Here is a 24,576-nt window from a genome sequence, read left to right as displayed (position 1 = left end):
CGCATGTTCATCGTAAGCCTGCCGAACATCATCACCGTCGCGCGCATCCTGGCGGTGCCGCTCCTGGTCTGGCTGATCGCGGAGGAGCGTTTCCACGAGGCGTTCTGGCTGTTCGTCGCCGCTGGCGTCTCCGATGCCATGGACGGCTTCATCGCCCGCACCTTCCGCGCCCGCACGAAGCTCGGCGGCTACCTCGACCCCATCGCCGACAAGGCGATGCTGGTCGCGGTGTTCCTGGTGCTGGGGTACGAGGCGCTGGTCCCGCTCTGGCTTGTGGTCCTGATCGTCCTGCGGGATATCATCATCGTGGGCGGGGTCTCGGTCCTGACCCTGATGAAGGAGCGGCTGGCGATGCAGCCCCTGTGGATCAGCAAGGTCAACACCTTCGCCCAGATCGCGCTGGCGGCGCTGGTGCTGGCTGTCTACGGCCCGGCCCTGGCGCCGGAATCCTGGATCGAGCCTCTGGTCTGGCTGGTGGCGATCACCACCGGCTGGTCGCTGCTCGGCTATTTCCTGCGCGGTCTGCTGATCCTGCGCACGCGGGAGGAGGAACGGGAGGCGGGTCCGACATGAACGACAGGCGGCCGCTGCGTTTCTGGATGGTCGGGCTCGGCGTCTTCATCACGCTGATCTGGCTGCTGCACGAGATGCTGCTGCCCTTCGTGGCCGGCATGGCGGTGGCCTATCTGCTCGACCCTCTGGCCGACCGGATGGAACGCACGGGCCTGCCCCGCTGGCTGGCGGCGACCCTGGTGCTGCTGGCCTTCATGCTGGGCGCCACGGTGGCTGCGGTGCTGCTCTTCCCCCTGATGCAGGCGCAGATCGTGCAGATCGCCGAGAGCGCGCCAGGCTGGATCGCCTGGGTCAAGGAGGAGTTCCTGCCGGACCTGGAGGCGATCGTCGCCCGCCTGTCGCCAGAGGATGTGGAGCGGCTGCGGCAGGCGGTGGGCGAGTATGCCGGCACGGTGGTGAGCTGGACGGCGGCCCTGCTGCGCGGCCTGCTGGTGCAGGGCGTCGCCCTGGTGGACGTGCTCTCGGTGCTGCTGATCACGCCGGTCGTGGCCTTCTATCTGCTGCGCGACTGGGACCGGCTGGTCCGGACGGTGGACGGCTGGCTGCCGCGTCCGCATGCACCGACGATCCGCGGCCAAGTGCGCGAGGTGGACCGGACGCTGGCCGGCTTCGTGCGGGGTCAGGCGACCGTCTGCATCGCGCTCGGGCTGCTCTACGCCGCGGCCCTGTCCCTCACGGGGCTGAATTTCGGGCTCATCGTCGGGCTGATCGCGGGGCTGCTCTCCTTCATCCCCTATGTCGGTTCGCTGGTCGGTTTCGGTCTCAGCGTCGGTATCGCGGTCTTCCAGTACGACGACCTCTGGCGGATCGCGCTCGTGGCCGGCATCTTCGTCGTCGGCCAGACCATCGAGGGCTATTTCCTGACGCCGAAGCTGGTGGGCGAGCGGGTCGGGCTACACCCGGTCTGGGTCATGTTCGCGCTGCTGGCGGGCGGCAGTCTGTTCGGCTTCGTGGGCGTGCTGCTGGCCGTGCCGGTGGCGGCCGTGATCGGAGTGCTGGTGCGCTTCGGCCTCAGGCAGTATCTCTCCAGTACCTACTACATGGGGGTTGATCCGGAGCCGTCCGGCCCGCCCGTCTTCCCGCCCGAGCCGGTGCTGGCGCATCCGGCGGCGGAAGGGGCGGGCGGCCACGCCCCGGCGGATGCGCCGCCGGCCCCTTGAGCACGTCGTTGAGGCCGGTCCTGATGGTCGCCGAGAACAAGCAGCTGTCCCTCGATCTCGGGCACCGCTCCGCCATGGGCGAGGCCGACTTCCTGGTCGCGCCCGGCAATGCGGACGCGGTGGCCTGGCTGGATGCCTGGCCCGACTGGCCGGCGCCGGCCCTGGTGCTGTTCGGGCCGCCGGGCAGCGGCAAGAGCCATCTGGCCCAGATCTGGCGCGCCCGCAGCCGGGCCGTGCTGGTGGAGCCCGACGACCTGCACCTCGACTCGGTTCCGGACCTGCTGCGGCCCATGCGGACCGTCGTGCTGGACCGCGCCCACGAGGTGGCGGGCGACCCGGCGCGGGAGCGGGTCCTGTTCCACCTCTACAACGCGGCGAAGGAGATCGGCGGCTCGCTGCTGCTGCTGGCCGACAACGCACCCGTCAACTGGGTGCTGCGGCTGCCCGATCTGCGCTCCCGCCTGCTGGCTGCGCCCGCCGTGGGCATGGCGGCGCCGGATGATGCGCTGCTGATGGCGGTGCTGGTGAAGCTGTTCGCCGACCGCCAGATCCGCGTGGGCGAGGATGTCATCCGCTGGCTGATGACCCGGACCGAGCGCTCCTTCGCCAATGCCCGCCGGGTGGTGGAGGCGCTGGACCGGGCCGCGCTGGAGGCGAAGAAGCCGATCACCGTGCCGTTCTGCAAGGCCGTACTGGAGCAGGACGCGGAGGAGGCGGAGCCGGCGGCCGGACAGCCCTGACCGGGGCGTCAGTCCCAGAACACCGGCGTCGCGTGCAGATCGGCCCAGGCGGCGGGCAGGGCGGCGCGCGCTTCCGCCCGGTGCGCGGCGATCGCTTCCAGCAGGGAGCGCAGTTCGGCCCGCGCCTCCCTGGGCAGCCGGTCGCGCATGTCCGCCAGCAGCGTTTCCGCCTCGTGCCCGTCCATCAGCGTCTTGCACGGGCCGCGCAGCGAGTCCACGGCGGCCAGCACGGGCCGCACCCGGTCGGCCGGGAACAGGGAGCGGAAGAAGTCGATGCCGTAGCGCAGACGCTGCAACCGGCGCCAGAGCTTCGCCGTCGGCCCGTCGGGCAGCTTCCGCGCACTCTTCTCCAGCTTCGCCAGCCGCTTCGCCAGCAGGGTCGGGGCGATCTCCCGCATCGTGCCGGCGAAGGCCTCCCCGTCGGCCCAGGCGCCGTCCTCCAGCCAGCCGGCGAAGCCCAGGGCCCAGCCGGTCCAGGCCGGCCCGTTCAGCGTCTCCAGCGCCTGCAGCCGTGCCGTGCGGCGGGCCGTGGCGACGGCCGCGGCCAGCGCCCCGGTCGCCGCCCCGCCACCATGGCCGGAGACGCTGGCCGCGACCCGGTCCCAGGCCCGCGCCAGCGCCAGTGGCTCGGCCAGCCCCCGCAACTCGTGGCGCAGCCCGTCCCCGCGCGGATGCACGACCACGTTCCTGAACAGGACGAAGGCCGACTCCAGCCGCCGTGTCGCCGCCGCCATCTCCCGCAGCGCCTCGGGGTCGCCATCGGCCTGGAAGGCGGGGGCGTTGTCCAGAAGCTGGCCCAGCGCGTTGCGGCCGATATGACGGAACGCCTCCGCCACCGTGGTCGCCGGCGAGAGCCCGATGGGGCCGGCCGGCTTCGCCCGCGGCCGCCGGCCGGTCAGCAGCCCGAAACCCTCGTCCGCCTTGCTGCGGGTGGAGAGATGCAGCGGCACGCGCCGGTGCAGCACCGCCGCCAGCGTCAGCAGATCGGACATCCGTCCGGCCTTCAGTTCCAGCTCGACCTCGCTGATCGGCTGGTGGCGCTGGGCGGCGCCGGCCGGCGAGGCGGTGACCTGCCCGATGTCGATCGCCATCTCCACCTCGACCCGCGGGCCGGGACGCAGCAGCACGACGGTGCGCTGAACATCGGTGACGAAGACCGGGGCGAGGTTGTCCAGCGCCCCGTCGGGCAGGGCGGCGTCCAGCTCCAGCTCCGAAAGGAGTCGCAGATCGGGCGTGTCCGTCGGGATCGGCCATTCCCATTCGCGCCGGACCGCCACGGCGCCGCCGTCGCCGGTCTTGCCCGGTCCGCCGGGGGCGCTGCCCGTGGTCTTCACGGCCTGCACCCGGCTGCTGCCGACCCGCCGGACCCGCAGGGCGATGCCGCCGCGGGCGAGCTGGAGGTCGGGAGTGTCGAAATAGGTGGTGCGCTGGCGCGTGCGCCGCGCCGGCCCCGTGGCGATCGCGGTCACCTCCGGCAGATCCGGCAGGCGCAGCAGGTCCGCGGCAGGGGCGCAGAGCTTCAGCTCGATCTCGCGCGTCGGTGCCGGCGACGCCGCGGACGGTGTCGGCTGGGGGCGGGGCTGGGAAGGCGTCGGCTGGCCTGTCACGGTATCCGTTTCGCTGGGGAACCCGCGCTCAGATAGCCTAGCGCCGGCAGCGCGTTAAGTCCAAATCGGCAGGGCCGCCCGGCCAGGATCATTCGAGGGGGCCGGTGAGGCTGCGGGGCGGGGTGAACTCGACCAGCCGGCCACCGCGGGGCGACAGGCCGGACCAGGGACCGTCCGGCAGTTCCAGAGCGATGAAGCCGCCGGTGGGCAGCTTCTCCCGCACTGCGGCCAGGGCCGCCGGATCGCCCGTGCCGGCAAGGGTCAGCGCCAGTTCCTGGAAATCGGGGTTGTGCCCGACCAGCATGACCGCGCCCACCGTCTCCGGCAGGGCACGCAGACGGTCCAGCAGGGCGTCGGTGCCGCAGAGGTAGAGGCCCGCCTCGTGGACGGTCTCCGGCGCCACCGGCCAGGCCGGCAGCACCCCCTCCAGCGTCTCCCGCGCCCGCCGCGCGGTGGAGCAGAGCACGAGGTCCAGCCGGGGCGGCCCGCCCTTGCGTTCCCCCAGATATTTGGCCATGGTCGCGCAGGCACGGCGACCGCGGGGGGCGAGAGGACGGTCGTGGTCCTCAAGGGTTGCATCGTCCCAGGCCGATTTGGCGTGGCGGAGCAGATAGAGGCTTTTCATGGCGACCAGGCGGACTTCGACGGGACGGGTTCCACGGCGGCGGCCGTCGGAGGACCCGGCCGTGCGGGACGACCTGCACGGACCGGAGACCGGGACGGCGCTCCAGGAGATGCGCCCGAAAACCGTAACGGAACCGGCCTACAGTCCCAAGGCCTCTTCCGAAGCGCCCATGACGCACCCTGTCCCGGAGACCACCATGACCATTCTGGCCGAACCCGAAGGCGACCGGACGGAGCTGTCCGCGCCGGACCTGTCCTCGCCGGAGCGGTTCATCAACCGGGAGCTTTCCTGGCTGGCCTTCAATCAGCGGGTCCTGGAAGAGGCGTACAATCCGAATCACCCGCTGCTGGAGCGGCTGCGCTTCCTGTCCATCTCGGCCAGCAACCTGGACGAGTTCTACATGGTCCGCGTCGCCGGCCTGAAGGCGCAGGTGGCGGCGGGCGTCGCCACGCCGTCGGACGACAACCTGACGCCGGCGCAGCAGCTTGCGGCGATCAACGCGCGGGTCAACGACCTGATGCGCGACCAGCAGGCCTGCTGGCTGCTGCTGCGGCGGGAGCTGCGCGGGTCCGGGATCAACGTCGTCGATCCCGAGGACCTGACCCCGGCCGAGCATGACTGGCTGGAGAACAAGTTCCACGACGACATCTTTCCGGTGCTCACCCCCATCGCGGTGGACCCGGCGCACCCGTTCCCGTTCGTGCCGAACACCGGCTTCTCGCTGGCGCTCCAGCTCTTCGATCCGATCAAGAACCAGAATCTCGACGCGCTGGTGATGATGCCCCAGCAGCTCGAACGGTTCATCCGCCTGCCAGGGTCGGAGCTGCGCTTCGTCCTGCTGGAGCAGATCATCCTCACCTTCATCTCGCGCCTGTTCCCGCCCTTCGTGCTGAAGGGGCACGGGGTCTTCCGCATCCTGCGGGACAGCGACATCGAGATCGAGGAAGAGTCGGAGGATCTGGTCCGCACCTTCGAGAGCGCGCTGAAGCGGCGCAAGCGCGGCGTCGTCATCCGGCTGGCCGTCAATTCCGGCATGGGCAAGGAGCTGCTGGAGTTCCTGCGCGGCCAGCTTCATGTCTCCAACGACGACGTGTTCCTGCTGGACGGTCTGCTGGGGCTGACGGACACGAAGCAGCTCATCGTGGACGAGCGGCCCGACCTGCTGTTCCCGCCCTACAATGCCCGCTTCCCCGAGCGGATCCGCGACTTCGGGGGCGACTGCTTCGCCGCCATCCGGCACAAGGACATCATCGTCCACCACCCGTTCGAGAGCTTCGACGTGGTGGTGCAGTTCCTGCGTCAGGCGGCCCAGGACCCCAACGTGCTGGCGATCAAGCAGACGCTCTATCGCACCTCCAAGAACTCGCCCATCGTCGCCGCCCTGATCGAGGCGGCGGAAGCCGGCAAGAGCGTCACCGCCATGGTGGAGCTGAAGGCCCGCTTCGACGAGGAGGCGAACATCCGCTGGGCCCGCGACATGGAGCGGGCGGGCGTGCAGGTCGTCTACGGCTTCGTGGACCTGAAGACGCACGCCAAGGTCTCCCTGGTCGTGCGCCGGGAGACCCGCGGCCTGCGCACCTACGTGCATTTCGGGACCGGCAACTACCACCCGATCACGGCGAAGGTCTACACGGACCTGTCCTTCTTCACCTGCGATCCGGCGCTGGGCCACGACGCCGCCAACATGTTCAACTACATGACCGGCTACGCGACGCCCCGGGTGCTGGAGAAGCTGGCCGTGGCGCCGCTGACCCTGCGGCAGCGGTTGGTCCAGCTCATCGACGCGGAGATCGCCCACGCCCATGCCGGCCGGCCGGCCCACATCTGGGTCAAGCTGAACTCCCTGGTGGACGGGCAGGTGATCGACAAGCTCTACGAGGCATCCCGGAACGGGGTGCAGGTGGACATGATCATCCGCGGCATCTGCTGCCTGCGGCCGGGGATCAAGGGCCTGTCCGAGAACATCCGGGTGAAGTCGATCATCGGACGCTTCCTGGAGCATGCCCGCATCGTCGCCTTCGGCAACGGCCACGGCCTGCCGCATCCCGATGCCAAGGTCTTCATCTCTTCCGCCGACTGGATGCCGCGGAACCTCGACCGCCGCATCGAGGTTCTGGTGCCGATCGAGAATCCCACGGTCCATCAGCAGGTGCTGGACCAGATCATGGTGGCGAACCTGAAGGACGAGGCGCAGAGCTGGCGGCTCTGGCCCGACGGCACCTATCAGCGCAACGACGCCACGCCGGGCGCCTTCAGCGCGCACACCTACTTCATGACCAACCCCAGCCTGTCCGGCCGGGGCAGTGCGCTGACGGAAGCGCGGCTGCCACCGAAGCTGGAGCTGAAGAAGTCCCTCCCGTAAAGGGTCGCCCCCGCGCATGGCACTCCAGTTCAACCGGCAGCCCGGCCAGTCCTCCCCGACGGAACGGATCGGCGTCATCGACATCGGGTCGAACTCCATCCGTGTCGTGGTCTATGACGGGCTGTCCCGGTCCCCGACCGCGCTCTTCAACGAGAAGGTCCTCTGCGGTCTGGGCAAGTCGGTCGAGAAGAGCGGCCGGCTGAACCCCGAGGGCGTACCGCTCGCCCTCGACAATCTCTGCCGTTTCCGGCGGCTGATCGAGGGCATGTCCGTTGGCCGGGTGGATGCGCTGGCGACCGCCGCCGTGCGCGACGCGACGGACGGTCCCGACTTCGTCGCCGAGGTGCAGAAACGGACCGGCCTGCGCCTGACCGTCCTGCCGGGGGAGGAGGAGGCGCGGCTGGCCGCCATGGGGGTGCTGTCGGGCACGCCCGGGGCGGACGGTCTGGCCGGGGACCTGGGCGGCGGCAGCCTGGAACTGGTCGGGCTGGACAAGGGCGATATCGGCCCGCAGGTGACGCTGCCGCTGGGGCCGCTGCGCCTGATGGAGGCGACGGACGGCAAGCCCGCCACGGTCACGAAACTGGTGGACCAGCACCTCGGGAAGCTGGACTGGATCGGCACCGCCAAGGGCCGCAGCTTCTACCCGGTGGGGGGAAGCTGGCGCGCCATCGCCAAGATGCACATGGAGCAGGTGAAATACCCGCTCCACATCATCCATCATTATGCCGTGGCCGCCCCGGACATGGCCGACTTCGCGGCCGGCATCGCCCGGCAGAACCGTTCGGCGCTGGAGAAGCTGCCCGGTGTCTCCCGTCGCCGCCTGGACACCCTGCCGATGGCGGCACTTGTGCTGGAGCGGGTGCTGAAGACGGTACAGCCGGCCCGCGTCGTCTTCTCCGCCTACGGGCTGCGCGAGGGGCACCTGTTCGACCTGCTGCCGCCGGAGCAGCGGCGCCTGGACCCGCTGCTGGTCTCCTGCCGGGAGGTGGCGGAGCGGCTGGGCCGCTTCGGTGAGGCGGAAATCCTGACCGGCTGGACGGCTCCGCTGTTCGCCGGAGAGGACGAAGCGGCGGCACGCCTCCGGCATGCGGCCTGCCTGCTGTCGGATCTGGGCTGGGCGGAACACCCGGACTACCGGGCGGAGCACGCCTTCCTGCGCATCCTGCGCATGCCCGTCGCGGGCATCGACCATACCGAGCGCTGCTTCCTCGCCCTGACCTCCTTCGTCCGCTATGCCGGCACGCTGGAGGCGCGGGAGGTGGAGACGGCGAGGACCATGACCGGCCCCGGCATCCAGGCCCGCGCCCTGATCCTGGGGCTGGCGCTGCGGTTGGCCCACACCCTGACCGGCGGGGCCGCCACGCTGCTGCAACGGACCGCGCTTCGGCTGGGCGAGGAGACGCTGACCCTGGTCCTGCCGGAGGATGCGGCGATGCTGACCGGCGAGGCCGTGCAGCGGCGCGTCGATGCCCTGGCGAAGTCCCTGAACCGGCGGGGCGAGATCGCGGTGCAGCCGGGGCCGAAACTGGCGGGGTAGGGGACGGCCGCGCGCAGAAACGCTCGGTGTCAGAACTGCAGCGTGATGCCGCAATGGTCCGACATCAGGTCGTTGTCCATGGTGTCCGGATAGGTTCCCGGTACCGGATCGCCGCCGCCGCCCGTCGGCTGGAGATCCAGATACCAGTAGTCGTACAGGTTGCCGAACCAGGTCGTGCCACCGGCCATGGCGCCGGGCGGCGGGTTCAGGCAGGGAGTGTCGTAGGCGAAGATCCGGCCCTGGCGCGCGGTGCCGCGCACCTCGATCGGCGCGACGTTGAAGTCCCCGCCGATCACGGTCAGGTAGCTGGCCGCGTTCGGCACGGCCGTGACCATCGCCTGGCGCATGAACCGGGCCATGCCCGGCAGCTTGCCGGCGGTCAGGGCGCGGGCTTCCTCGAACGTGTACATGTTGTGCATGAAGCCCACCGCCGCGGCGGAGTTGCCGTTGGCGATGACGACATAGGCAAGGCCGCGGGTGTCCGGGGTGGTGCCGCCGGGCAGGTTGTTGGACCAGGTCTGCAGCCGCATCGTCCGCTGCTGCTGCGTCTCGTTGGCGACCTGCATCGTGAAGGGATCGTGGATCAGCCCGACATCAAGCCCGTCGGCATGAATGGTGATGCGGCCGATCCCGGTGATCGTCGCCGCGTTCTGGACCGCGACACCGATGTATTCGGGGCCGTTCGCCAGCGCCGTCTGACCGATGGCGACGTTGAGGTAGAAGCCCATGCCCATCTGATTCGCGGTGATCCCGGACATGACCTGCTGGGCGGCGATGTTGTTCACGATCTCCGTGAAGCCGGCGACGCTGGGTGCGCTCCCGGCGGCCGTGACCAGGTTCTGGAACGCCGTCTGGTACGCCTGATTGCGCGCCGCCGCCCCGCCGCCGAAGCGGCGCATGTTCTGATGGAAAAGCCAGGGCATGATCCCTCCCGTCGCTTGCCGTCCGCCGTACAGGCTCCGGACAGATGACGGGACGGCGGCGCGTCTGTGAACGCGCCGCCGTCGGGTATCATGCGGCGGGCATCACGCGGCGGGCATCACACGGCGGGGATGTCCACCAGCTTCACCTTGCGCTTCTCGATGGCCAGCGCCAACCGGCCGTGCTTGAGCTTCAGGGCCGGTTCGCCGAACAGTTCGCGGCGCCAGCCCTTCAGCGCCGGCACGTCGGCCTCGTCGTCGGCGGCAATGGCCTCCAGGTCGGAGACATTGGCGACCAGCTTGCTGGCGACATCGTTGGCATCGCAGACCATCTTCAGCAGGACCCGCAGCAGTTCCACCGTCGGCGCGATGCCGGGCGGCATGTCGTTGCGCGGATCGGGCCGGGGCAACTGATCGGGCGGCAGGGCCAGCGCCGTCTGGATGGCGGCCAGCACTTCCGTGCCGTAGCGGCCCTGCGCCAGACTGGCGCCCAGGCCACGGGTGCGCGCCAGATCCTCGACCGTGGTCGGCGCATGTGCCGCGATCTCCACGATCGCCTCGTCGCGCAGGACGCGGTTGCGCGGGATGTCCTTGCGCTGCGCCTCCCGCTCGCGCCAGGCGGCGACCTCCTTCAGCACGGCCAGGAAGCGGGGCTTCTCCGTCCGCACCTTGAGGCGCCGCCAGGCCTCCTCCGGGTCCACCCGGTAGGTGGCGGGATCGGCCAGGATCACATTCTCTTCGTCCAGCCAGTGCTCGCGTCCGGTCTTGGCGAGGCGGCGGCGCAGCTTCTCATAGGCGGGGCGCAGGTGCGTCACGTCCGACAGGGCGTAGCTGAGCTGCCGCTCCGTCAGCGGGCGCTGCGACCAGTCGGTGAAGCGGCTGGATTTGTCGATCCGGGCGCTGGTCAGTTTCGTGATCAGCGTCTCGTATCCGACGGAATCCCCGAAGCCGCAGACCATGGCGGCGATCTGCGTGTCGAACAGCGGCGCCGGGACCGCGCCGGTCAGATGCACGAAGATCTCCACGTCCTGCCGCGCGGCATGGAAGACCTTGAGCACGCCCGGATCGTGCAGCAGCTCGAACAGGGGCGTCAGGTCCATCCCTTCCGCCAGGGGGTCGATCGCGGCGGCTTCGTCGGGGCCGGCCACCTGGACGAGACAGAGCTGCGGCCAGTAGGTCTTCTCCCGCATGAACTCCGTATCGACGGTGACGTACTCGGCGCCCTTCAGGCGGGTGACGAAGGCGGCGAGATCGGCGGTCGTGGTTATCAGCATCATGGCTTCCCCTCTTACACGACCCTGCGTAGCAGGGAAAGCGGCTGGCTGCCGGTTCCGGCCCATATTCCGGGGGCGCCGGGGCCCATTTCGGCCCCACCCTTGCCTTGACAATCCGGGGCAATCCGTGCGCTGTTGCCCGCCGCTGCCTGCGGCGTTCGCGCCGCCGGGCCCACCTGCATTGTCACGGCCGATCCCCATGCATGCCTACCGCACCCATACCTGTGGCCAGCTCCGCGAGCAGAATGCCGGCGAGACCGTCCGCCTGTCCGGCTGGATTCACCGCAAGCGCGACCACGGGAACCTGCTGTTCATCGATCTGCGCGACCATTACGGCCTGACGCAGTGTGTGATCGACACCTCCAACCCGAATTTCGGGACGGTGGAAGGGCTGCGGGTCGAATCCGTCATCACGGTGACGGGCAAGGTCGTGGCGCGCACGACGGAAACCGTGAACGACAAGCTGCCCACCGGCCGGATCGAGGTGCAGGTGAAGGAGCTGGAGGTCCAGTCCGCCGCCGATCAGGTGCCGTTGCAGGTCAATTCCGAGCAGGATGCCGGCGAGGAACTGCGCCTGCGCTACCGCTTCCTGGACCTGCGCCGGGAGAAGATGCAGCGGAACATGGTGCTGCGCTCGAACGTCATCGCGTCGGTCCGCCGCCGCATGATCGAGCAGGGCTTCACCGAGTTCCAGACGCCGATCCTGACGGCTTCCTCGCCGGAGGGCGCGCGCGACTTCCTGGTCCCGGCGCGCAACCATCCGGGCAAGTTCTATGCCCTGCCGCAGGCGCCGCAGCAGTTCAAGCAGCTCCTGATGGTCAGCGGCTTCGACCGCTACTTCCAGATCGCGCCCTGCTTCCGCGACGAGGACAGCCGCGCCGACCGCAGCCCGGGCGAGTTCTACCAGCTCGACTTCGAGATGAGCTTCGTCACCCAGGACGACGTGTTCGCCGCGATCGAGCCGGTGATCCACGGCATCTTCGAGGAATTCAGCGGCTTCACCGGCGTGAAGAAGTCGGTCAGCCCCTATCCGTTCGTCCGCATCCCCTTCGACGAGGCGATGCTGAAGTACGGCTCGGACAAGCCGGACCTGCGCAACCCGCTGGTGATCGTGGACGTCACGGACGTGTTCCGCCGGCCGGACGTGGAGTTCAAGGCGTTCAAGGGCGTGATCGAGAAGGGCGGGGTGGTCCGCACCATCCGCGTGCCGGGCGTCGCCGACCGGCCGCGCAGCTTCTATGACAAGCTGAACGACTGGGCCCGCGGCCTGGGCGCCCCCGGCCTCGGCTACATCGTCTTCGAGGGCGGGGCCGGCAAGGGCCCCATCGCCAAGTTCGTGCCTGAGGCGGCGCAGGCCGCGCTGCGGCAGGCGACCGGCGCGGTGGACGGTGACGCGGTCTTCTTCGTCTGCGACCAGCCCGGTCCCGCCGCCAAGCTGGCCGGTCAGGCCCGCACGGAGATCGCCACCCAGCTCGACCTGATCGCCAAGGACCGCTTCGAGTTCTGCTGGATCGTCGATTTCCCGATGTACGAGTACGACGAGGAGCGGAAGAAGATCGACTTCAGCCACAACCCCTTCAGCATGCCGCAGGGCGGGCTGGAGGCGCTGGAGACGCAGGACCCGCTGACGATCAAGGCGTTCCAGTACGACATCGTCTGCAACGGCGTGGAGCTGTCCTCGGGCGCCATCCGGAACCACAGGCCGGAGATCATGTACAAGGCGTTCGAGATCGCCGGCTATGCTGCCGAGGATCTGGAGGCCAAGTTCGGCGGCATGCTCTCGGCCTTCAAGCTGGGCGCCCCGCCGCACGGCGGCTCCGCTCCGGGCATCGACCGGATGGTGATGCTGCTGGCGGACGAGCCGAACATCCGCGAGGTCATCCTGTTCCCGCTGAACCAGCGCGCCGAGGACCTGCTGATGCAGGCGCCGAACGGCGTGGCGCCGGAGCGGCTGAAGGAACTGCACCTCAAGCTCGACCTGCCGAAGCCCAAGATCGCGGGCTGAGGTCAGGACCATGGACGCGACGGGCCCCGGCGGATCGCCGGGGCCCGTTTCCGTTCCGGGGCAGGGTTGCCGCCCGTGCTGGCCGGGGCCCCTGATGATCGGCGGATGATGGGGCGGGGGTTACGGGCGGACGCGCCGGCGCTCGGCCTTGCTGGCGTACATGGCCTGGTCGGCCCGGCGCATCAGCGCCTCCTCGCTGTCACCCTGTCCGTAGGGCTGGCTGCCGAAGCTGGCGCGCAGGGGCAGGCGCTGGTTCTGCCAGGGGCAGGACCGGCCGTTGACCCGGTCGGCCAGGGCCGCGGCACGGGCCGCCCCGGCCTCGGGCCCGATGCGGGTCAGCAGCACCGCGAACTCGTCCCCGCCCAGCCGTGCCACCAGATCCTGGGCGCGCACATTCTCGCGCAAGGCCCGGCCGACATGGCGCAGATAGGTGTCGCCGGCCTGATGGCCGTGCGTGTCGTTGATCGCCTTGAAGCCGTCCAGGTCCACCAGCACCAGCACGCCGCCGCGCCCGCCGCGGGCGACGGCGGACAGCTCGCGCCGGAACGCTTCCTGGAAGCCCCGGCGGTTCGCCAGCCCGGTCAGCTCGTCCGTCAGGCTCAGGGTCTCCAGGTAGCCGATGCGCTCCTGCTGCTCGGCCAGCCGCTGCTCGGCCTCTTCCAGCCGCGCCAGGGCGGCGCGCAGCAGCATCGACTGCCCTGCGGCGGTCTCCCCGGACAGGTCCAGCCCCAAGGACGGCAGTTCCCGACGCGACGGGTGCAGGGTCGGTTCCGACAGGGCGATGCGGGAGAGGGGGAATTCCAGCGGCATGGCGGCGCTCCGGGACAGGGACGCCTGGACTTGAGCAACGGCCGTGCCAGCGGGTTAACCCCTTGACATACCTGCGATCTGCTTGATTTCGGGGAAACCGGTTCCGGTGCCGGCCGGCAGTTTCTGCCGGCCCCGCGCGGACTGGCCCTGCAACTGCTGCCGGGCGCTCAGCCGGTCGGCAGCCTCTCCTTCGCCGGGATGGTTTTCGCTGGGGGCGGGGGCACGACAAGGGGGTATGTTCTTTTTCTGTTCCCGCTTGCATGTGCCGGACGTTTTGGTTAGGGTGCGCGCCACTTCGCAGCCGGCCGGGGCCAAGACCACCCCGGCGCAGAAACGGCGGCGATGCGGAGAGGTGGCGGAGTGGTCGAACGCGTCGGTCTCGAAAACCGAAGTACCCGCAAGGGTACCGTGGGTTCGAATCCCACCCTCTCCGCCACTCCTCTCACCGAACAGAACCCTCTCAGGTCAGCTGCCCGATGCCGTGCGCGCGCCGGCGTCAAGGGACGGCGACGCGGGTTCCGGATCGCAGGAGGCGAGGCGCTGCTGCCTCATGTCCTGACCTTCTTCCCGGGCGGTTTGTCGACAGAGCGCAGGGCGCGCCGGACGATCCGTCGGGTCGCCGGCGGCGGGTCATCGGCGCACCATTCCGCGACGAGGCTGCGCACCCAGTCCGGCCGCGATTTCGCGGCGTCGTTCAGCCAGTTTCCAACGGAGTCCTGAACGTAGACGGCGGGATCGGCACGCAGTGGGTCGAGCAGTTGACGGCCGGGCGACGGGTCGGACTTCAGGGACGCGATGTGGGCACACCAGACACCGCGGGGCCGGGTCGCTTCGCACGCGAAACGACGGATGCGCTCCGACGGGTCGGCCGTCCAGGCGCTGAGGAGCCTCATCGCCTCGTCGGTCCGGGTGTTGATGGCGGGTCGGACCGCGAGCCATGCCCATTCCCGAACTCCGAAATGAGCATCGTCGGCAAAGGGGCGGATCGCCTCCAGCCGGTCGGACAAAGCCATGTCCCGAGCGCCGACCATGAAGCACGCCCAGCCGCGGACCGTGTCGCTCCGGTGATTGCCGAGCGTTGCGATCATCCGTGACCCGAGCCGTTCCAGCAGGAGCTGCCCCACCGCGGCCATCCGGGCGGAGATGCCGAGCGTTGCGAGCCGCAGGATTCCATCGTCGCCTGACAGGACATCCGCCGGCACGACATGGCGGAGCAGCGTGGCGAAATCGACCGCCAGGACCTCGGCAAGAGTGCGGGTCTCGATCAGCCCGGCATTGATCGCCGTGCGGCGGCATCCGCCATCATCCGCCACCATCCGCCGTCTCCGTCTGCATACCAGTCTCTGTGCGGGCGAAGACCCTTCCGAGCAGATGGCGGAGCGCGTCACGCTCCGCCGCCGACAGATCCGCAAAGAGCGAACCGATCCAGCGGCCATGCTCCTCCGCGAGGCGTTGCACCAGCGCGGCGCCGTCGCGGGTGAGACGCACCGTCCGCTTGCGACGGTCGATGTCGTTCTCCTCCCGCCGGACAAATCCCGATCGCTCCAGTCCATCGAGCAGCCCGGTGACGGTGCCGCGCGTGACGCCGGCCTGTTCGGCCAGTTCATGCGGCGACAGACCGCCTTCGGCCGCCTGGAGCAGGAACAGAAGGACGAACCTGCCCTCTGACAGATCATGGGCGCCCAGGCGCACGGCGCACTCCCGATCAATGGCCGCCGCGAGCGAAAGCACCTCGAAGCAGGTGCGCATGCCCTCGACGGCGGCTTCCGGGCCGGTGCCAGGACCAGACAGAAGGGCGGTGTATTTCCGATCGAGAGGTATCATAAGGCGCCATGTTATATGGCGCCTTATGAACTGACAACTCTTGATCCGTGAGGTCTGTAGGGGGCTTTCCCCATGCCGCAGGGCTGACATGGTATCGTGCGTCAGATGCCGGAAGCGTTCCTGCCGGTGACAGTGTCTGACGATCATCCGGCCGGCGCGTTAAAGCCCTTGCGTCACCTTGTCGGGAGGAGACAATTGCGGAATCCGAACGCAGCTTTCCAGGTCCGCGTGAACACGACGTCGCTACTGCGCCCGGCCTGCCTCCGTCTGCTGACGGCGGCCGCCCTTTCCGTTGGTGTCCTGATCCCTTTTCCGGGCGGGGCTGCCGCCTCCCAGGTCGTTCCCCATCTGGCGACCTACAAGCTGAGCCTCGCCTCCAGCCGCTCAAGCGCCACCGTCACCGGCGTTGACGGTGCGATGAGCTATGCCTGGAAGGATGCCTGTGACGGCTGGACTGTCGAGCAGCGGTTCCAGGTCCGCTTCACCTATGTCGAAGGCGAACAGGTGGAACTCTCCACCAGCTATGTGACCTGGGAGGCGAAGGACGGCTCCGCCTACCGTTTCAATGTCCGCAAGCTGACCAACGGTGAACTTGAGGAGGAACTCCGCGGCGATGCCACGCTGAACGGCGCGGACGGGGGCGTCGCCCGTTTCGAGCGACCGGACCGGAAGGAGCTGGCCCTGAGACCGGGCACACTGTTCCCGACGGCGCACACGATCCGCATGCTGGATCTGGCCCGGAAGGGCGACAACTTCCTGTCCGCTCCCATCTTCGACGGGTCGGAGGCGGACGGCGCATCCGGTGTCAGCGCCCTGATCGCGAAGCCGGCCAAGGTGGGCGACCTGAAGACCCGGAGCCGGGATCTGGTCCGCGAACGCGGCTGGCCTGTCTTCATGGCCTTCTTTCCCACCGACACGCAGGAGATGCTGCCGGAGTATGAGACGAAGCTGACGATCCTGGACAACGGCGTCGTCGAGTCCATGCTGATCGACTACGGCGATTTCAAGGTGCGGGCCGTGCTGGAGTCCCTGGAGGCGGCGCCGAAGCCTCCCTGCTGACCGGGGGCATTGCCGAGGGCCTGCCGCTGACGCCTGGGGACGTCAGCGCCGGCCGGGGCCGCTCAGGCCGCGTCCCTTCCCGATGGCATTGCGGCCCAGCTTCGCCCGCACCAGATCCATGGCCTTCTCCACCTTCGCCCGGCGGGTGAGGCCGGGGTCCAGCAGGTCCGGCGGATCGGCGAGCGCGCCTTCGGCCAGGCCCGAACAGCCGATCCCGATCAGCCGGAACAGGCTCCCGTCCAGCTCGGCCGCCAGGAGTTCCCGTCCCACGCGGAAGAGGCGGTCCGCCATCTGGGTGGGGGAGGTGAGGGTGCGGGCCCGGGTGCGCAGGCGGAAGGTATCGGTCTTCAGCTTCAGCGTGACGGTGGTTCCGGCCAGCCCCTCCGCCTTCAGACGCGCGGCCACCGTCTCGCACAGCGGCCACAGCGCATGTTCCAGCGTGTCGCGGTCGCCGAAATCGCGCTCGAAGGTGGTTTCGGTCGAGATGCTCTTGGCCGGCGCGTGCGGCGTGACGACCCGCGCATCCTCCCCCCGTGCGAAACGGTGGAGGCGCTGGCCGATCACGCCGTAACGCTTCACCAGGAACGCCTCGTCCGTCTGGCGGAGCTGGCCGATGGTGCGCAGCCCGTCCGCCTCCAGCTTCGCCTGGAGCGCCCGGCCGACGCCCCAGATCATCCCGACGGGTTTCGGCTCCAGGAAATCCAGCGCCTCGGCCCGGCCGATCACGGCGAAGCCGCGCGGCTTGTCCAGATCGGACGCGATCTTCGCCAGGAACTTGTTGTAGCTCAGTCCGATCGAGGCGGTGATGCCGACCTCCTGCTCGATGAGCCGGACCAGCCGAGCCAGCGTCTGTGCCGGGCTTCCGCCGTGCAGCCGCTCCGTCCCGGTCAGATCGAGGAACGCCTCGTCGATGGACAGCGGCTCCACCAGGGGAGTGACCGATTCCAGCAGGGCGCGCACCTGCCGCCCGACCGCGGCATACTTTCGCATGTCCGGCTTGATGACGGCCGCATCCGGACAGGCCGCCAGCGCCTTGAACATCGGCATGGCAGAGCGGACGCCATACATCCGGGCGACGTAGCAGCAGGCAGACACCACCCCGCGCTGGCCGCCGCCGACGATGACCGGCCTGTCCGCCAGTTCCGGGCGGTCGCGCTTCTCCACCGTGGCATAGAAGGCGTCACAGTCGATGTGGGCGATGCTCAGGGTGTGCAACTCAGGGTGTCGAAGCAGGCGGATCGAGCCGCAGTCCGGACAGCGCACGGTCCCCGCCGGGGGCGTGGCCCCGCAGTCGCGACATAGGCCCGCGGCGTGGGCAATTCCGGTCACGCTGTCCGTCCTTCCTCTTGCTTCGGGTGGCGACGTCACTGTACTCCTAACCCGACCGTTATAGGTGTGCTCAGGTCACGCCTTAGGGGTAACGGCAGGTTAATAATTCGGGCGCTAGGGTAACGCAGGCTGACGGCCGGAATGCCCAGACCCGAAGCCGCCGCCGAGTTTGCGAAGGGCCCGGCAGGCCATCTGTCTGGGGGTGCGGGAGCGCCGGAATGGGTTCTGAAACGATCGAACTGCACATGCCCTCCACCCCCCGACCGCAAGGGAAGGGCGGGCCTGATGGCAAGCTCGTCCTGGTGGTTGAGGACAACGAGCTGAACATGAAGCTCTTTCATGATCTGCTCGAAGCCCATGGCTATGCCACGTTGCAGACCAAGGACGGGATGGAGGCGTTGCGCCTTGCACGGCAGCACCGTCCCGACCTGATCCTGATGGATATCCAGCTTCCCGAAGTCTCGGGTCTGGAGGTGACCAAGTGGCTGAAGGAGGATGACGATCTGCGCGGGATTCCCGTCGTGGCCGTCACCGCTTTCGCCATGAAGGGGGATGAGGAGAAGATCCGGGAAGGGGGCTGCGAGGACTACATCGCCAAGCCCATCTCGGTCGCCAGATTCATTCAGACGGTCCAGCGGTTCCTGGGCTGAGGGCGTTGTTCCCTCCGCCCGTCGGATAAGAAGGCGCCATGTCCGCACGAGTTCTGGTCGTTGATGACGTCGTGCCCAACGTGAAGCTGCTCGCGGCGAAACTGACGCGTGAGTACTTCGACGTCATCACCGCCTATGGCGGACCCGAGGCGTTGGACAAGATCCGGTCCCAGTCCCCCGACATCGTCCTGCTGGACGTGATGATGCCCGGCATGGACGGATTCGAAGTCTGCGAGCGCATCCGCTCCGACCCCTCGGTCATGCACATCCCCGTCGTCATGGTCACCGCCCTGTCCGACGTGGCCGACCGCGTGCGCGGGCTGGAGGCGGGGGCCGACGACTTCCTGACCAAGCCCGTGAACGACGTGGCCCTGTTCGCCCGGGTCCGCTCGCTCGTCCGCCTGAAGATGATGATGGACGAGTGGCGCCTGCGGGAGAGCACCTCGGGCCAGCTCGGCATGCTGGTGGCGACGGACAGCGTTCAGACGCAGTCGGCGGAGAATTCCCGCATCCTGGTGGTGGAGGACAGCTCCATCGACATGGACAAGATCCGGGAGACGTTGGCCCGGGACCGCGACGGCGTGGTGGAGGCGGAGAATTGCGCCGCCGCGCTGGAGCTGGCGCTGAGCCAGGATTTCGAGCTGGTCATCATCAGCCTGACCCTGATGCGGGAAGACGGTCTCCGCCTGTGTTCCCAGCTCCGCAGCCACGAGCGCACGCGGCAGGTGCCGATCCTGCTGCTGGCCGACGAGACGGACATGGACCGTGTCGCCAAGGGGCTGGAGCTGGGCGCCAACGATTATGTGATCAAGCCGATCGACCGGAACGAGCTGATGGCCCGCACCCGGACGCAGGTGCGGCGCAAGCGCTACCAGGACCGGCTGCGCTCCAACTATGAGCAGAGCCTGTCCCTGGCGCTGACGGACAGCCTGACGGGCCTGTTCAACCGGCGTTACCTGTCGGCCCACCTGCCGCGCCTGCTGGACCGCGGTGGCGGCAACCAGAAGCCCGTCGCGGCCCTGCTGTTCGACATCGACCATTTCAAGATCGTCAACGACACCTGGGGGCATTCCGCAGGTGACGAAGTGCTGCGCGAGGTGGCGGTCCGCACCAGCCGGAACCTCCGCAATTTCGATCTGGTCACGCGCCTGGGGGGCGAGGAGTTCGTCGTCGTCATGCCCGACACCGATCTGTCGTCCGCCATGACGGTGGCGGAACGGCTGCGCCGCCGCATCGCCGATGAACCCTTCAAGGTCACTGCCACTGCCGGCACCGGGGAAATCACCGTCACCATCAGCATCGGCGTCGCCGTGGCGGACGGAACCGACGGGGACGGGCGCGGGGAATCCGGAGACAGCCTGCTCCGCCGCGCCGATACCGCGCTCTACCGGGTCAAGCGGTCCGGGCGGAACCGCGTCGTGGCCGACACCCGCGACCAGTCCGAACCTGCACCGGAAGCCTTCAGCGGCGCCTCCGGACTGCGCTGAGGCCTGGTCTCTCCGGGGGGCGGGCGAGCACTCTGCCGGTGGCAGGCCGGCCTGCGCTTACACCAACCGTCACCCTGCCAGGGACATCTCTGGCGGACAGGCCATTGCCTTGTCCGCAGGCGATCCGGAAAACAGAAAAGGCCGCCCGTGTGGGGGCGGCCTTCCGCATGACGCGCGTCCCGAAGGCGCGGTCACTTCATCTTGGCTTCCTTGAAGACGACATGCTTCCGGGCAACCGGGTCGTACTTCTTGAATTCCAGCTTCTCGGTCGTCTTACGCGGATTCTTCTTCTTCACATAGAAGAACCCGGTGTCAGCGGAGCTGACCAGCTTGATCAGCACGGTGTTCTGCTTCGCCATGATACAAATCCCAACGAGCGGCCAAACCAAGGCCGCTCCAGGCGGCCGATAACATTCGGAGCCGCGAACCTGCGGCGTAGCGCGGCAATCTAGACATTCGCCGGCCCCTGTCAAGGGCGGAACGCTGTCCGGCCCCGCAGCCCTGCCGGGCGTGGACCGGCTTGGCTGCGTTTCCGGCCCTTGCATCCCTTCAGGGGCGGCGTTCGCTGCCCTGTCCCTCGCGCGTGGCGCTTGTGGCCAGTCCGACTCCGGCCGTGGCAGCGTCCTGCCGCTCGGCAACGGCGGTCGGTGCCCGTAGCAGCGCCTCGCGGTAGAGCGGCGGATCGCCCAGCAGGGCCTTGGCCACCTGAAGGTCGAGGTCCGGGGCGTGCTCCTTCCAGGGGCAGGTCTCGCGGAGCTGGGCCAGGGCGATCTCATCCTCCGGCGCCCGGATGCGCCAGGACAGCAGCGTGGCGGCCGGCAGCATCCCGCCCAGGCGGACCGTGCGCAGGGCGGCGTTGACGTCCAGGGCCGGCAGGCTGGTGCAGACGGTCGGCTGCACGCCCTGCCGGTGCAGCGTGTAGCCGCTGGGGGCGTAGATGCGCGACCAGGTAAGGAACAGCTCACCGTCGTTCGGCAGCCGCGTGACCGTCTGGACGCTGCCCTTGCCGAAGGAGGAGGAGCCGACAAGGGCGGCGCGGCCGCTGTCCTGGAGGGCCGCCGCCACGATCTCCGCCGCGGAGGCGGAGCGGCCGTCGATCAGCACGACCAGCGGAAGCCCGCCGGCTTCGTCGTCCGGCCGGGCATCGAAGACCTGCATGCTGTCCGGATGACGGCCGCGGGTGCTGATGATGCGGCCGCCGGGGATGAAGATGTCCGCCACCGCCACGGCCTGATCCAGCAGCCCGCCGGGATTGCCCCGCAGGTCCAGCACGAAGCCGCGGGCCCGCTGCCCCAGCTCGGCCCGCAACCGCCGCACGGCCGCGCGCAGGTTGGGAGCGGTCGCAGCGTTGAAGCGGTCCACCTGGAGATATCCCACACCGTCCTCGGCATGGGCGACGACGGTGCTGGGGATCACCCGGTCGCGCCGGACGGAAAGCCGGCGCCCCTCCTTCGGGGAGCGGCCGACGGTGAGCGTCACGAGCGACCCTGCCGGCCCGCGCAGCCGTTCCCCGACCTCTTCCGTCGTGAGACGTGCCGTCGGCGTGCCGTCGATCGCCAGGATCAGGTCGCCGGCGCGCAGCCCGGCCGACTCCGCCGGTCCGCCGATCAGCACTTCGGTGATCTCGTGGCGGGTCTCGTCGTGCCGCACGGCGACTCCGATGCCGCCATAGCCTTCCCGCTGCGACCGCTCGTCCACGGCACGCTGGCCGCCCGTATAGCGGGAATAGGAATCGAGGTCGGCGATGATGCCGTCGAAGATGGCCTGATAGACGGCATCCGTGTCGGTGGCGGCAAGCACGGGGGAACTGGCGCGCAGCCGTTCCGCGGCCCGCGCCGTCAGCGTCGCCCAGGCGGCGGGATCGTCCCCCCGCACCGGCAGGTCGAACGCGCCGACCATGCGCCCGTCCGTGCGGACCTCAAGGGTGGTCCCGGTCACGGCCAGCGAGACGGCCGGGTCCAGCTTGGTCAGCCCCGACAGACCGTCCAGGGTCAGCCGGCGCAGATCGACGGGGTCCAGATAGATTTCCGAGATACGCGCATAGCCCATGGCGAAGACGTGCTCGCCGACGACCCGCTCGCGCACCGGGGCATAGTCCCGGGAATGACCGGCGGCGCACCCGCCGACAAGGCTGAAGGCCAGGACGACCGGGGCCAGCCTCCGCAGCATCCCTAGGCCCCCGCCGTTGCCGGAGAGAGGTGGATGCGCAGGGCTTCTGCCCGGCGGGGATGATCCGATGTCGCAGCCATTCCCTGACTCTCTACCATGAATCGGGGTTCGGTCCAGTCCTCGATTGCCCATCTCGCCGGTCGGAAGGATCAGCGCCCGCGCCTGGGCGGGCGCGGACGGTCGAGCGTGGAGGGCGGGGCGACCTGCCCGCGGCCGCGGGGGCGGGAACGCGGGGGCCCTGCCGGGCTGTCGGCAAGGGCGGCGTCCTCCGGGTCCAGCAACTGGAAGACCAGACTGCCCGCCACCGGATCGGCCTCGCGCAGCACGACCTTGACCTGGGTGCCCAGCCGATAGCGCCGGCCCCAGCGACGCCCGACCAGGGCGTGCTCGGCTTCCACATGGTCGTAGAAATCGTCGGGAAGGGTGCTGATCGGCACGATGCCGTCGGCTCCCGTCTCCGTCAGCGTCACGAACAGGCCGAAGCGGGTGACGCCGCCGATCTTGCCGGTGAAGGTGGCGCCGACGCGGTCGGCCAGGTAGCGCGCGACATAGCGGTCCATGGCGTCGCGCTCGGCCTCGGCGGCGCGGCGCTCGGTCATGGAGATGTGGTCCCCGATGCGGTCCAGCCTGTCCGCTTCGTCCTCCGTCAGCCCGCCGGTCCCCAGCCCGAAGGCGCGCACCAGCGAGCGGTGGACGATCAGGTCGGCATAGCGCCGGATCGGGCTCGTGAAATGGGCGTACTTCACCAGCGCCAGCCCGAAATGCCCGATGTTGTCGGGCTGGTACACGGCCTGCGCCTGACTGCGCAGGATCACGCTGCTGATCAGTTCGCTGTCCGGGGTGCCGGCCGCCTTCTCCAGGATGCGGGTGAAGGCGGCCGGGGCGAGCACCTGCCCGCGGGCGAGGTTGTAGCCCAGGCTGTCCAGGAACTCCCGCAGCGGCTCCAGCTTGTCCCGCGCCGGTTCGGCATGCACGCGGTAGAGGCAGGGCGCATGCCGCGCCTCCAGCGCCTCCGCGGCGGCCACGTTGGCGCAGATCATGAACTCCTCGATCAGCCGGTGGCTGTCCAGGCGCTCGCGCACGTCGATGCGGACGATCTCTCCGGCCTCGTCCAGCGCGACCTTGCGCTCGGGCAGGTCCAGCTCCAGCGTGCCGCGCCGCCGCCGGGCCGCCGCCAGCGCCTCGTAGGCGCCGTAGAGCGGGGCGATCACCCGCTCCAGCAGGGGGCCGGTCGTCTCGTCCGGGCGTCCGTCGCGGGCCGCCTGCACCTGCTCGTAGGTCAGCCGCGCGGCCGAGCGCATCAGCCCGCGCACGAAGCGGTGGCGCTTCAGGGTGCCGTCGCGGTCGATCCAGAGATGCACGGCGAGGCAGCCGCGGTTCACCCCCGGCTTCAACGAGCACAGCTCGTTCGACAGGGCTTCGGGCAGCATCGGCACGACCCGGTCGGGGAAGTAGCAGGAATTGCCCCGCTCGAAGGCCGTGCGGTCGAGCGCCGATCCCGGCGTCACGTAGAAGCAGACGTCGGCGATGGCGACCAGCAGGTGCCAGCCGCCGGGATTGGCCGGGTCCGTGTCCGGTTCGGCATGGACGGCGTCGTCGAAGTCGCGGGCATCCGCCCCGTCGATCGTGACCAGCGGGATGTCGCGCAGGTCGGTCCGCCCCTCCAGCGCCGGCTCCGCGGCGGCGGCGGCTTCGTCCAGGGCCGCCTGGGGGAAGGCGGTCGGGATGCCGTTCTGGTGGATGGCGATCAGGCTGACGGCGCGCGGATCGTCCAGGCCGCCCAGCCGCTCGATCACGCGCGCCTGCTTCAGCCCCATGCGGGACGAGGGCAGCACCTCCGCCACGACCAGTTCTCCCGGCCGCGCCCCTTCGGAGTTCTGCGGCAGGATCACGAATTCCGTCCGGGTCCGGCGGTCGGCCGGGCGCAGCCGTCCCCCCTCGCGCCCGGTCTCATAGATACCGACGATCCGGGCGGTCGAGCCGGCGTCCAGCCGCCGGATGGTGCGGGCCTCGTAGCGCCGGTCGGAGATCCGGCTCAGCCGGGCCAGCACACGGTCGCCGGGCGCCAGCGCCGGGTGGCCGCGCCGCTCCGGCCGCATGAAGATCTCCGGCGGCGGGTTCTCCTCGTCCGTCCAGTTCACGGGGCGGGCCAGCGCCTCCCCGTCCGTGTCGATGCCGGTCACCACCAGCACGGCGACCTCGGGCAGGGCGGCCGGCGGTGCCATGCGGCGGCCCGCCCCCTTCTCCACGGCACCCTCCTGCTCAAGCTCCTTCAGCAGGTGCTTCAGCAGGACGCGCGCATCGCCCGTGATGTGGAAGGCCCGCGCGATCTCTCGCTTGCCCACGGGGGTCGGACTTTCCCGGATGAACTCCAGGACCTGGTCCTTGCTGGGGAAGGGGGCTTCCTTCTTGCGGCGCGTGGGTTCCACCGTCTCGTCCGTG

General features: G+C 69.5%; 20 protein-coding genes and 1 tRNA gene. 10 read left to right on the top strand and 11 right to left on the bottom strand.

Annotation, left to right across the window (positions count from 1 at the left end):
• Window positions 1–3 precede the first annotated feature (3 nt).
• The 3 genes from RC1_RS07415 to RC1_RS07405 are packed head-to-tail and all read left to right on the top strand — an operon-like array spanning window position 4 to window position 2,473.
• Complete coding sequence (locus RC1_RS07415; protein WP_012566738.1) at window positions 4–573, top strand: CDP-alcohol phosphatidyltransferase family protein; 570 nt, start codon at window positions 4–6, stop codon at window positions 571–573.
• Window positions 570–1,733: an AI-2E family transporter gene (locus RC1_RS07410; protein WP_012566737.1), complete on the top strand. Its 1,164-nt coding sequence runs from the start codon at window positions 570–572 to the stop codon at window positions 1,731–1,733. The genes RC1_RS07415 and RC1_RS07410 overlap by 4 nt, the downstream gene beginning before the upstream one ends.
• On the top strand, window positions 1,730–2,473 hold the full coding sequence (locus RC1_RS07405; protein ID WP_234703845.1) for an HdaA/DnaA family protein: 744 nt from the start codon (window positions 1,730–1,732) through the stop codon (window positions 2,471–2,473). Before RC1_RS07410 ends, RC1_RS07405 begins: the two co-directional genes overlap by 4 nt.
• A gap of 8 nt (window positions 2,474–2,481) precedes the next feature.
• Here RC1_RS07405 and RC1_RS07400 read toward each other — a convergent pair whose 3' ends face one another.
• The gene (locus tag RC1_RS07400; RefSeq protein ID WP_012566735.1) at window positions 2,482–4,080 is read right to left on the bottom strand and encodes a CYTH and CHAD domain-containing protein; all 1,599 of its coding nucleotides are present in this window, start codon (window positions 4,078–4,080) and stop codon (window positions 2,482–2,484) included.
• Window positions 4,081–4,168: 88 nt separating this feature from the next.
• Window positions 4,169–4,705, bottom strand: coding sequence for a SixA phosphatase family protein (locus RC1_RS07395; protein ID WP_012566734.1), 537 nt, complete (start codon window positions 4,703–4,705; stop codon window positions 4,169–4,171).
• Window positions 4,706–4,901: 196 nt separating this feature from the next.
• Here RC1_RS07395 and RC1_RS07390 point away from each other — a divergent pair, with 196 nt between their 5' ends.
• Both RC1_RS07390 and RC1_RS07385 read left to right on the top strand, forming a co-directional pair.
• The gene (locus tag RC1_RS07390; RefSeq protein ID WP_041786166.1) at window positions 4,902–7,067 is read left to right on the top strand and encodes an RNA degradosome polyphosphate kinase; all 2,166 of its coding nucleotides are present in this window, start codon (window positions 4,902–4,904) and stop codon (window positions 7,065–7,067) included.
• A 16-nt stretch (window positions 7,068–7,083) separates the two neighbouring features.
• Window positions 7,084–8,607, top strand: coding sequence for a Ppx/GppA family phosphatase (locus RC1_RS07385; RefSeq protein WP_012566732.1), 1,524 nt, complete (start codon window positions 7,084–7,086; stop codon window positions 8,605–8,607).
• 29 nt (window positions 8,608–8,636) lie between these two features.
• On the opposite strand, the gene RC1_RS07380 is transcribed toward RC1_RS07385, so the two are convergent.
• Together RC1_RS07380 and rnd are read right to left on the bottom strand one after the other, a co-directional pair.
• The gene (locus tag RC1_RS07380; protein WP_012566731.1) at window positions 8,637–9,530 is read right to left on the bottom strand and encodes an exonuclease/endonuclease/phosphatase family protein; all 894 of its coding nucleotides are present in this window, start codon (window positions 9,528–9,530) and stop codon (window positions 8,637–8,639) included.
• Window positions 9,531–9,646: 116 nt separating this feature from the next.
• Window positions 9,647–10,804 carry a ribonuclease D gene (rnd, locus tag RC1_RS07375; RefSeq protein WP_012566730.1) on the bottom strand — a complete coding sequence of 386 codons (1,158 nt, stop codon included), beginning with the start codon at window positions 10,802–10,804 and terminating at the stop codon, window positions 9,647–9,649.
• A 196-nt stretch (window positions 10,805–11,000) separates the two neighbouring features.
• Between rnd and aspS the strand changes: the two genes are divergently transcribed.
• Window positions 11,001–12,806, top strand: coding sequence for an aspartate--tRNA ligase (gene aspS / locus RC1_RS07370; protein ID WP_012566729.1), 1,806 nt, complete (start codon window positions 11,001–11,003; stop codon window positions 12,804–12,806).
• Between the two features lie 120 nt (window positions 12,807–12,926).
• Here aspS and RC1_RS07365 read toward each other — a convergent pair whose 3' ends face one another.
• Entirely contained in the window at window positions 12,927–13,616 is a 690-nt protein-coding gene (locus tag RC1_RS07365) for a GGDEF domain-containing protein (protein WP_148213409.1), read from the bottom strand.
• Window positions 13,617–13,962: 346 nt separating this feature from the next.
• Between RC1_RS07365 and RC1_RS07360 the strand changes: the two genes are divergently transcribed.
• Window positions 13,963–14,052 (top strand) — tRNA-Ser (locus RC1_RS07360).
• 112 nt (window positions 14,053–14,164) lie between these two features.
• Here RC1_RS07360 and RC1_RS07355 read toward each other — a convergent pair.
• Complete coding sequence (locus RC1_RS07355) at window positions 14,165–14,932, bottom strand: DNA alkylation repair protein (RefSeq protein WP_012566727.1); 768 nt, start codon at window positions 14,930–14,932, stop codon at window positions 14,165–14,167.
• On the bottom strand, window positions 14,919–15,365 hold the full coding sequence (locus RC1_RS07350; RefSeq protein ID WP_234703844.1) for a MarR family winged helix-turn-helix transcriptional regulator: 447 nt from the start codon (window positions 15,363–15,365) through the stop codon (window positions 14,919–14,921). Before RC1_RS07350 ends, RC1_RS07355 begins: the two co-directional genes overlap by 14 nt.
• Before the next feature lie 270 nt (window positions 15,366–15,635).
• Here RC1_RS07350 and RC1_RS07345 point away from each other — a divergent pair, with 270 nt between their 5' ends.
• Window positions 15,636–16,499 (top strand): cell envelope integrity EipB family protein, encoded by an 864-nt coding sequence (locus tag RC1_RS07345; RefSeq protein ID WP_012566725.1) that lies wholly within the window; start codon window positions 15,636–15,638, stop codon window positions 16,497–16,499.
• A gap of 42 nt (window positions 16,500–16,541) precedes the next feature.
• Here the strand turns inward: RC1_RS07345 and RC1_RS07340 are convergent, their stop codons facing one another.
• Window positions 16,542–17,828: a DNA polymerase IV gene (locus RC1_RS07340; RefSeq protein WP_041785212.1), complete on the bottom strand. Its 1,287-nt coding sequence runs from the start codon at window positions 17,826–17,828 to the stop codon at window positions 16,542–16,544.
• Window positions 17,829–18,073: 245 nt separating this feature from the next.
• Between RC1_RS07340 and RC1_RS07335 the strand changes: the two genes are divergently transcribed.
• Window positions 18,074–18,478 (top strand): response regulator, encoded by a 405-nt coding sequence (locus RC1_RS07335; RefSeq protein ID WP_049766805.1) that lies wholly within the window; start codon window positions 18,074–18,076, stop codon window positions 18,476–18,478.
• A 38-nt stretch (window positions 18,479–18,516) separates the two neighbouring features.
• The gene (locus tag RC1_RS07330) at window positions 18,517–19,965 is read left to right on the top strand and encodes a PleD family two-component system response regulator (protein WP_012566722.1); all 1,449 of its coding nucleotides are present in this window, start codon (window positions 18,517–18,519) and stop codon (window positions 19,963–19,965) included.
• A gap of 191 nt (window positions 19,966–20,156) precedes the next feature.
• On the opposite strand, the gene rpmG is transcribed toward RC1_RS07330, so the two are convergent.
• The 3 genes from rpmG to rnr all read right to left on the bottom strand — a co-directional run bounded on the left by rpmG (window position 20,157) and on the right by rnr (window position 24,563).
• On the bottom strand, window positions 20,157–20,324 hold the full coding sequence (rpmG, locus tag RC1_RS07325) for a 50S ribosomal protein L33 (protein WP_012566721.1): 168 nt from the start codon (window positions 20,322–20,324) through the stop codon (window positions 20,157–20,159).
• Window positions 20,325–20,514: 190 nt separating this feature from the next.
• Window positions 20,515–22,134 carry a S41 family peptidase gene (locus RC1_RS07320; RefSeq protein ID WP_012566720.1) on the bottom strand — a complete coding sequence of 540 codons (1,620 nt, stop codon included), beginning with the start codon at window positions 22,132–22,134 and terminating at the stop codon, window positions 20,515–20,517.
• Window positions 22,135–22,283: 149 nt separating this feature from the next.
• Window positions 22,284–24,563: a ribonuclease R gene (gene rnr, locus RC1_RS07315; RefSeq protein ID WP_012566719.1), complete on the bottom strand. Its 2,280-nt coding sequence runs from the start codon at window positions 24,561–24,563 to the stop codon at window positions 22,284–22,286.
• Between the last annotated feature and the right edge of the window lie 13 nt (window positions 24,564–24,576).

This window comes from Rhodospirillum centenum SW (assembly GCF_000016185.1).
Classification (GTDB): Bacteria; Pseudomonadota; Alphaproteobacteria; order Azospirillales; family Azospirillaceae; genus Rhodocista; species Rhodocista centena.
This window is presented reverse-complemented; position numbering and strand designations above follow the sequence as displayed.

Coding starts and splice junctions, on each gene's coding strand:
- RC1_RS07415 (WP_012566738.1), top strand. CDS start 4: ATGTTCATCGTAAGCCTGCCGAACATCATCACCGTCGCGCGCATCCTG.
- RC1_RS07410 (WP_012566737.1), top strand. CDS start 570: ATGAACGACAGGCGGCCGCTGCGTTTCTGGATGGTCGGGCTCGGCGTC.
- RC1_RS07395 (WP_012566734.1), bottom strand. CDS start 4,705: ATGAAAAGCCTCTATCTGCTCCGCCACGCCAAATCGGCCTGGGACGAT.
- RC1_RS07390 (WP_041786166.1), top strand. CDS start 4,902: ATGACCATTCTGGCCGAACCCGAAGGCGACCGGACGGAGCTGTCCGCG.
- RC1_RS07385 (WP_012566732.1), top strand. CDS start 7,084: ATGGCACTCCAGTTCAACCGGCAGCCCGGCCAGTCCTCCCCGACGGAA.
- RC1_RS07380 (WP_012566731.1), bottom strand. CDS start 9,530: ATGCCCTGGCTTTTCCATCAGAACATGCGCCGCTTCGGCGGCGGGGCG.
- rnd (WP_012566730.1), bottom strand. CDS start 10,804: ATGATGCTGATAACCACGACCGCCGATCTCGCCGCCTTCGTCACCCGC.
- aspS (WP_012566729.1), top strand. CDS start 11,001: ATGCATGCCTACCGCACCCATACCTGTGGCCAGCTCCGCGAGCAGAAT.
- RC1_RS07365 (WP_148213409.1), bottom strand. CDS start 13,616: ATGCCGCTGGAATTCCCCCTCTCCCGCATCGCCCTGTCGGAACCGACC.
- RC1_RS07355 (WP_012566727.1), bottom strand. CDS start 14,932: ATGGTGGCGGATGATGGCGGATGCCGCCGCACGGCGATCAATGCCGGG.
- RC1_RS07350 (WP_234703844.1), bottom strand. CDS start 15,365: ATGCGCACCTGCTTCGAGGTGCTTTCGCTCGCGGCGGCCATTGATCGG.
- RC1_RS07335 (WP_049766805.1), top strand. CDS start 18,074: ATGCCCTCCACCCCCCGACCGCAAGGGAAGGGCGGGCCTGATGGCAAG.
- RC1_RS07330 (WP_012566722.1), top strand. CDS start 18,517: ATGTCCGCACGAGTTCTGGTCGTTGATGACGTCGTGCCCAACGTGAAG.
- rpmG (WP_012566721.1), bottom strand. CDS start 20,324: ATGGCGAAGCAGAACACCGTGCTGATCAAGCTGGTCAGCTCCGCTGAC.
- RC1_RS07320 (WP_012566720.1), bottom strand. CDS start 22,134: ATGCTGCGGAGGCTGGCCCCGGTCGTCCTGGCCTTCAGCCTTGTCGGC.